We start from the raw sequence: 7385 nt of genomic DNA on the forward strand, positions 1-7385 counted from the left end.
GAGGCCGTCGGCGCGCAGTTCGACGACCTTCCCGTCGCCGTCGGCGGAGTGCAGGCGCAGCACGCCGTCGGTGCGGGGGGAGGCGGCGGCGTGGGTGGTGTGCGGGAGCGCGAGCGGCATCACGAAGCCGTCGTTGAAGTCGGTGTACTCGCCGATCAGGTTGACCCGGCCGGGTGCGGCCCAGACGCCGGCGGGCTCGGTTCCGTACACCTCGGCGAAGGCCGCGGCAGCGCGCTCGGCACTCATTTAGGGTCGTTCCTCCTGCTGTGGTGCGGTGCGCTGGGCGAAGTCCCAGGCGTCCGCGACGATATCGGTGAGGGAGGCGCGGGCGGGGCGCCAGCCGAGGCGCTGCTTGGCGCGTTCGGCGGAGGCGACGAGGACGGCGGGGTCGCCGGCGCGCCGGGGGGCGGTGTGCTGCGGGATGGGGCGGCCGGTGACCTCGCGGACGGTTTCGATGACTTCGTGGACGGAGAAGCCGTTGCCGTTGCCGAGGTTGCACACGAGGTGTTCGCCGCTCTTGGCGGCGGCGAGGGCGAGGAGGTGGGCGTCGGCGAGGTCGGCGACGTGGATGTAGTCGCGGACGCAGGTGCCGTCGGGGGTGGGGTAGTCGTCGCCGTAGACGGAGATCGATTCGCGGGTGCCCTGGGCGACTTGGAGGACGAGGGGGATGAGGTGGGATTCGGGGTGGTGGCGTTCGCCCTGGGCTCCGTAGGCGCCGGCGACGTTGAAGTAGCGCAGGGAGACGGCGGCGAGTCCGTGGGCGGCGCATTCGCCGCTGATCATGTGGTCGACGGCGAGTTTCGTGGCGCCGTAGGGGTTGGTCGGCGCGGTGGGGGCGTCCTCGGTGATGGGGACGGTGGCGGGTTCGCCGTAGGTGGCGGCGGTGGAGGAGAAGACGAGGGTGCGGACGTCCGCGTCGCGCATGGCGGCGAGGAGTTCGGTGGTGCCGCCGACGTTGTTGCGCCAGTACTTGTCGGGGTCGGTGACGGACTCGCCGACCTGGGAGAACGCCGCGAAGTGCAGGACGGCGTCGTAGGAGGGGTCCAGGTGGTCGGCGGCGGACTGGATGCGGCCCTCGATGAACTGGGCGCCGTCGGGGACGCCTTCGCGGTGTCCGGTGGAGAGGTCGTCGAGGACGGTCACCCGGTGCCCGGCCTCCAGCAGATGGGCCGCGACGACGCTCCCGACATAGCCCGCACCGCCTGTGACCAGGTATTTGCTGCTCACTTACCCGCTACCTCCCGCAGTCGTTCGGCCGCTCGTTCCGGCGGCACATCGTTGATGAACACATTCATGCCGGATTCGGAACCCGCGAGGAACTTCAGCTTGCCGGAAGTGCGGCGGATGGTGAAAAGCTCTAGGTGGAGGGCGAAGTCGGCGCGGTCCGGGGCGGTGAGGGGCGCCTGGTGCCAGGCCGCGATGTACGGCGTGGGGGGCTCCGCCTCGCCGAAGATCCGGTCGAAGCGCCGCAAGACTTCCAGATAGACCTGTGGGAACTCTGTGCGGGCGTCGTCGTCGAGGGCGAGGAGGTCGGGTACGCGCCGCTTGGGGTAGAGGTGCACCTCGTACGGCCAGTGGGCGGCGTACGGCACGAAGGCGGTCCAGTGCTCGGCGTCGAGCACGATGCGGCGGCCGTCGGCGTGTTCGTCGGCGAGGACGTCGTCGAAGAGGTTGCGGCCTCCGGTGTTCTCGCGGTGTGCGGCGAGGGAGGCGAGCATCCGCTCGGTGCGGGGGGTGGTGAAGGGGTAGGCGTAGATCTGGCCGTGCGGGTGGCCGAGGGTGACGCCGATCTCGGCGCCGCGGTTCTCGAAGCAGAAGACCTGTTCGACGCCGGGGAGTTGGGAGAGTTCGGCGGTGCGGTCGGTCCAGGCGTCGAGGACGAGGGCGGCCTGTTCCTCGGTGAGGTCGGCGAAGGACGAGCCGTGGTCGGAGGTGAAGCAGACGACCTCGCAGCGGCCGGAGTCGCCGGCCAGGGAGGGGAAGCGGTTCTCGAAGACGGCGACGTCGTAGTCGGCGGCGGGGATCTCGGTGTGCCGTCCGTCGCGGGAGGGGCAGAGCGGGCAGTCGTCGGCCGGCGGGTGGTAGGTGCGGCCCTGGCGGTGGGAGGCGACGGCGACGGCGTCGCCGAGGAGCGCGTCGCGGCGGATCTCGGAGGTGGTGGAGATCGCATCGAGCGGCCGCTGGTCGACGGCGTCGCGGACCGCGTCGTCGCGCGCGTCGTAGTAGATGAGCTCCCTGCCGTCCGCGAGTCGGGTCGCCGTCTTCTTCACCTGGCTGCTCCTCGCCCTGTCCGTGCGCATCGGCCGCTGCCCGCGACCTAACAAACATAACCAAACATAATGAACCACGGGCCAACACCGTCGTCAACATCACAATCCAACAAAGACACCCAACAGAAGTGTTCATTTTCGGACCGGCTGCGCGTACGTTGCTGTGCGATCAGCGCAGCCCACCGCCGTGTCACCCCAACCCCCGTGCCATCCGAAAAGAGCACTCCATGCAGAATCTGGCCGAAGGGCTTCGGCTCCCCACCAACGGGCTCGACTACGCCATCCTCGGGATCTACTTCGCCGTGGTCCTCGGCATCGGATTCGCGGCCCGGCGCTCCGTCAGGACCAGCCTCGACTTCTTCCTGTCCGGCCGCTCACTGCCCGCCTGGGTCACCGGCCTCGCCTTCGTCGCCGCCAACCTCGGCGCCACCGAGATCCTGGGCATGGCGGCCAACGGCGCGCAGTACGGCGCGTACACCGTGCACTGGTACTGGATCGGCGCGATCCCCGCCATGGTCTTCCTGGGCCTGGTGATGATGCCGTTCTACTACGGCTCGAAGGTGCGCTCCGTCCCCGAATTCCTGCTGCACCGCTTCGGGCCGTCCTCGCACCTGCTCTCCTCGATCATCTTCGCCGTGTCGTCCGTGCTGATCGCGGGCGTCAACCTGTACGCGATGGCGATCGTGCTGCAAGCGCTGCTCGGCTGGCCGCAGTGGGTGGCGATCGTCGTCGCCGGGTTCTTCGTCCTCGCCTACATCACCCTCGGCGGGCTCTCCTCGGCGATCTACAACGAGGTCCTCCAGTTCTTCGTGATCCTCGCCGCGCTGATCCCGCTGACCATCGTCGGCCTCAAGCGGGTCGGCGGCTGGCACGGCCTGACCGACTCGCTCTCCGGCTCGCACGGCGACGCCTTCCTGACCGCGTGGAAGGGCACCGGCATCGGCGAGTCCAACCCGCTGGGCGCCAACTGGCTGACCATCGTCCTCGGCCTCGGCTTCGTCATGAGCTTCGGCTACTGGACCACCAACTTCGCCGAGGTGCAGCGCGCGCTGTCCGCGAAGAACCTCAGCGCCGCCAAGCGCACCCCGCTCATCGCCGCCTTCCCCAAGATCTTCATCCCGCTGGTCGTCGTCATCCCCGGCCTGATCGCCCTGGTCATGGAGCCCTCACTGGGCAAGGCCGGCAAGGACGGGCTCCAGTACAACGACGCCATCCCGGTCCTCATGCGCGACCTGCTGCCCAACGGCGTGCTCGGCATCGCCGTCACCGGACTGCTCGCCGCCTTCATGGCGGGCATGGCCGCCAACGTGTCGTCCTTCAACACGGTCTTCACCAACGACATCTGGGGCGCGTACCTGAAGAAGAACCGCGAGGACGCGTACTACCTGAAGACGGGCCGCTGGGTCACGGCCGTCGGCGTGCTGATCGGCATGGGCACCGCGTTCATCGCCTCTTCCTTCAGCAACATCATGAACTACCTCCAGACCCTGTTCTCCTTCTTCAACGTGCCGCTGTTCGTCGTCTTCATCATCGGCATGTTCTGGAAGCGCACCACGGCGGCGGCCGGGTTCTGGGGGCTGCTGTCGGGCACCGTGGCCGCGATGGTCAACTACTTCTGGTTCTACAAACAGGGCGTCATCACCATCCCCTCCGACCAGGGCGCCAACTTCGTCTCCTCGATCGTCGCGTTCGTCGTCGGCGCCGCGGTGATGGTCGTCGTCACGATGTTCACCAAGTCCAAGTCCGCCGAATCGCTGGCCGGCCTGGTCTACGGCACCCGGTCCCCCGGCATGGCGGAGCTGCCCGGCGAGGGCGACGACGCGTGGTACCGCCGGCCCGCGCTGCTCGGCTGGGGCGCCGTCGTGCTCGCGGCCGCCTGCTACATCCCCTTCTCCTTCTAGCGGCGGCACGCGCATCATGAGCACCCACCGCCAACCCCGACGAACCGAGGGAAAGAAGCACGCACCATGAGCGACTACCAGCGCGAAGTCGAAGAACTGGAGCGCGAGTCCACCACCGCCGCGCGCCTCTTCGACGTACGGCGCATCATCGGCGGCCTCTTCGTGGTCTACGGCGTCATCGTCACCATCGCCGGGATCACCGCCTCCGACGCCGACATCAAGAAGGCCCAGGACATCAACATCAACCTCTGGACGGGCCTGGGCATGCTCGTCCTCGGCCTCCTCTTCCTGCTCTGGCTCAAGCTGCGGCCGACCGTGCCGCCCGCGCCGGAGGAGAGCGCGGCCGACGACAGCTGAACCGGGGCCCCGGGCCGCCGCGCTCGCTGCGGGCGGAGTCAGGACGGCTGCGCCGCGCCCGGCTCCGCCGCGTGGTTCGACGCGTTGGAGGCGGCGCGGTCCAGCAGCCCCGTGCGGGCCGCCAGCGCCGCCGCCTCCAGCCGGGACGTCACGCCCAGCTTCATCAGCACCCGCTGTACGTGCGTACGGGCCGTGCTCGGGGCGATGCCCATCCCGGCCGCGATCAGCCGGGTGTCCTCCCCCTCCGCCACCCGCATCAGCACCTCCACCTCGCGCGGCGTCAGCATGTGCAGCAGCCGCGCGCCCTCGTCGTCCGGCTGCGCCGCCGGGTTGAGCAGCTCGGCGAAGGCGTGCTGGAGCAGCTGCGGTTCGATCGCGGCCTCCCCGGCGCGCGCCTTCACCATGGCGCGCTCGACGCCCTCTATGCGCTCGTTGTGCCGTACGTAGCCGGACGCGCCGGCCGCGAAGGCCGCCGCGATCCCGTGCGGGCTCGGCACCGGTCCGAGCACCACCACCGCGACCTGCGGCCGCTCACGCTTGATCCGCACGATCGGCTCGAAGACCCCCGGCTCGGCGGGCGTCGCCGTGCCCAGCAGACAGACCTCCGGCGCCCTGCTCACCACCAGCTCGGCCGCCCCGGCGCTCGGAGCCGCCGCGGCCAGCACCCTGTGCCCGCGCAATTTCAACGCCGAAGCGAGCGCCTCGGCCAGCAGACGGTGGTCGTCGACCACCATGAGCCGCACGCCCATGACCTACCCCCCTGTCCCCCCAAGAGACCTACGTACCGGCCCTTCCGGCCTTGTCGGGCTCCCTCCCCTGGTCGTTTGCGTACGTCTCCCTGAGCCCCTTGCCCCCGGAAGCTACACGCTCGTCCGCCATCGCGCGCCCCTTACCGGCGAGAAGTCCCCCGGAATGCCGAAATCCCGCCTAATCGCGCGTAGTTCGCGCTCGGCGCGGAACGTTCCAGCACGTCCGCGGCCCCGTCCGTACGGGCGTACGAGCGGGGCCGCGGCGCGAGAACTGCCGGTCCTCAGCCGCCCGTTCAGCTGCCGCCGAAGATCAGCAGCGTGTACTTCTTGCCGCTGAGCGAGGACCGCGGCTTGTCGGCGTAGTGGTTGCCGAGGAAGAGCCGCCCCTGAGCGTACAGACCCTCCTGGTAGTCCGGCGAGAGCGCGTTCTCCACCTCGTGCGAGTCCACCGGGTTCTGGAGCAGCACGTCCTTCTTGTACGTCTTGGGGTCGACGCGCACCACCGTGCCGCCCGCCTTGTACGTCGGGAGCTGGTAGGCGACGACGTAGCCGTCCTTGTCCATCGACAGCGGCAGCAGCACGGAGCCCGCCGTGCCCTCGGCCTTGCCCTTGGACTGCCCGCTGGCCAGGTCGAAGCCGACGACCTCGTTGACCTGCCCCGAGACCGTGGACTTGCCGGTCTGGTGCTCCTTGGTCGGCAGGTACAGGGTGTCCTTGGACACCGCGAGCTTGACGCAGCCCTCGACGTTCGTCGCGTCGCACTTCGGCGTGTACACACCGCCCTGCGTCGAGATCTTGCTGCGCATCCGGCCGGTCTTGGCGCTGTCGTCGACGGCCATGAAGTCGGACACCCCGTTGCCCGCGGAGCCGGCCGCGTCGAGGCCGACGACCAGCGGGTCGGTGGAGGCGATATGCGCCCAGCTGATGCCGGAGGGCACCTTGAAGGCCGACTTCACCGCGCCCGTCGCCGGGTTCAGCGTCTGGACCTCCAGGGACGGCCGGTTGTACGCGCCGCAGCGCCGCACCGCGACGAGCTTGTCGCCGCCCGCGTAACCGGCGTCCTTGCAGGAGTCGCCGCCCTTGGGCTTCCACAGCTCCTTGCCGCCGTCGAGCTGCCAGGCGGCGCCGCCGGCCGTGCCGCCCGCGGCGACGGTGCCGCCGCCGACGGTGACCTCGTCGAAGCGGATGTCCTCGTCGCCCAGCTTGGCGGTGTGCTGCCAGAGCTTCTTGCCCGCGTTGAGGTCGATGGCCGCGACCTGGTTGCAGCTGGGGTACTTGTTCTGGGCGGTCGGCTTGGCGTTCTTGAAGAGCACCGCGGTCTTGCCGTCGGCCGTGGTCCGCTGGGACGCCCAGCAGATCTCCCCGTCGAGCGCGACCTCCCACTTCTGGCCGCCCGAGAGCCCGTACCCGACCACTTTGTAGGCGTCGGACTTCACGACGTACTTGTCGGTCGCCCAGAGGCCCTTGGTGGTGACGAGGTCGGGGACGTGCTCCTGCTCCTTGCCGAAGAGCAGCTTGCCGGCGACGGCCTCGGGCTTCGCGCCCTTGTCACCGTCCTTCTTTCCGTCCTTGCCGCCCTCCTTGGCAACGGCCTTCTCGTCCTTCTTCCCGCTGCCGTCGTCCTTCGTGGCGAACCAGACGCCGCCGCCGACGGCGAGGGCGAGCACGACGACCGCGCTGACGATGACGGTCAGGCGTCGCTTGGACTTCCCGCCGCCGTCCGGCGCGCCGCCGGGGAACTGGGCGGGCGGCGGGTACGCGCCGTACTGCTGCTGCCCGTACGGTCCCGGCTGCCCGTACGGCTGCTGCGCGTACGGGCCGGGCGGCGGCCCCTGCTGCGGCCCCGGGCCGGCGCCGAACGGCTGGGTCGGGAAGTCGTGCGGTCCGGGCTGCTGCGCCGGATAGCCGTAGCCGCCGGGCGGCGGCGGGGGCGGAGGCGGCGTCCCGGGAGGCGGCGGGGGCGGAGGCGCCTGCGAAGCTCCCGGCGGATTGCCCGGCGGATTTCCGGGCGGCGGAGGCGGATTGCCCGGCGGCGGAGGCGGTGCCTGGGGATAGCCGTAACCGGGCTGCCCCTGCTGCGGCGGGTAGCCGTACGAGGGGTCCTGAGG

General features: G+C 70.2%; 7 protein-coding genes. 2 read left to right on the forward strand and 5 right to left on the reverse strand.

The annotated features are described in order from the left end of the window. From ACFU99_RS26090 to galT, 3 genes are all read right to left on the reverse strand, one after another. Positions 1-246, reverse strand: a 246-nt coding sequence (locus tag ACFU99_RS26090) for a galactokinase family protein (protein ID WP_384396097.1), incomplete at its 3' end; no start/stop codon positions are given. Further along, on the reverse strand, positions 247-1227 hold the full coding sequence (galE, locus tag ACFU99_RS26095; protein ID WP_384396099.1) for a UDP-glucose 4-epimerase GalE: 981 nt from the start codon (positions 1225-1227) through the stop codon (positions 247-249). Further along, the gene (galT, locus tag ACFU99_RS26100; RefSeq protein ID WP_384396102.1) at positions 1224-2270 is read right to left on the reverse strand and encodes a galactose-1-phosphate uridylyltransferase; all 1047 of its coding nucleotides are present in this window, start codon (positions 2268-2270) and stop codon (positions 1224-1226) included. The genes galE and galT overlap by 4 nt, the downstream gene beginning before the upstream one ends. A 227-nt stretch (positions 2271-2497) precedes the next feature. Between galT and ACFU99_RS26105 the strand changes: the two genes are divergently transcribed. Both ACFU99_RS26105 and ACFU99_RS26110 read left to right on the forward strand, forming a co-directional pair. Continuing rightward, positions 2498-4171, forward strand: coding sequence for a sodium:solute symporter family protein (locus ACFU99_RS26105; RefSeq protein WP_384396105.1), 1674 nt, complete (start codon positions 2498-2500; stop codon positions 4169-4171). 66 nt (positions 4172-4237) lie between these two features. Then, positions 4238-4528 carry a hypothetical protein gene (locus ACFU99_RS26110; RefSeq protein ID WP_384396107.1) on the forward strand — a complete coding sequence of 97 codons (291 nt, stop codon included), beginning with the start codon at positions 4238-4240 and terminating at the stop codon, positions 4526-4528. Positions 4529-4566: 38 nt separating this feature from the next. Here ACFU99_RS26110 and ACFU99_RS26115 read toward each other — a convergent pair whose 3' ends face one another. After that, complete coding sequence (locus tag ACFU99_RS26115) at positions 4567-5277, reverse strand: LuxR C-terminal-related transcriptional regulator (RefSeq protein ID WP_363231126.1); 711 nt, start codon at positions 5275-5277, stop codon at positions 4567-4569. Positions 5278-5570: 293 nt separating this feature from the next. Then, on the reverse strand, positions 5571-7385 hold a 1815-nt coding region (locus tag ACFU99_RS26120; protein WP_384396110.1), incomplete at its 5' end, for a hypothetical protein.

This window comes from Streptomyces sp. NPDC057654 (genome assembly GCF_042800135.1).
In the GTDB taxonomy this organism is placed as follows: domain Bacteria; phylum Actinomycetota; class Actinomycetes; order Streptomycetales; family Streptomycetaceae; genus Streptomyces.

Excerpts from the sequence above, each read along its gene's own strand:
- ACFU99_RS26115 (WP_363231126.1), bottom strand. The coding sequence starts at position 5,277 with ATGGGCGTGCGGCTCATGGTGGTCGACGACCACCGTCTGCTGGCCGAG.
- ACFU99_RS26105 (WP_384396105.1), top strand. The coding sequence starts at position 2,498 with ATGCAGAATCTGGCCGAAGGGCTTCGGCTCCCCACCAACGGGCTCGAC.
- ACFU99_RS26110 (WP_384396107.1), top strand. The coding sequence starts at position 4,238 with ATGAGCGACTACCAGCGCGAAGTCGAAGAACTGGAGCGCGAGTCCACC.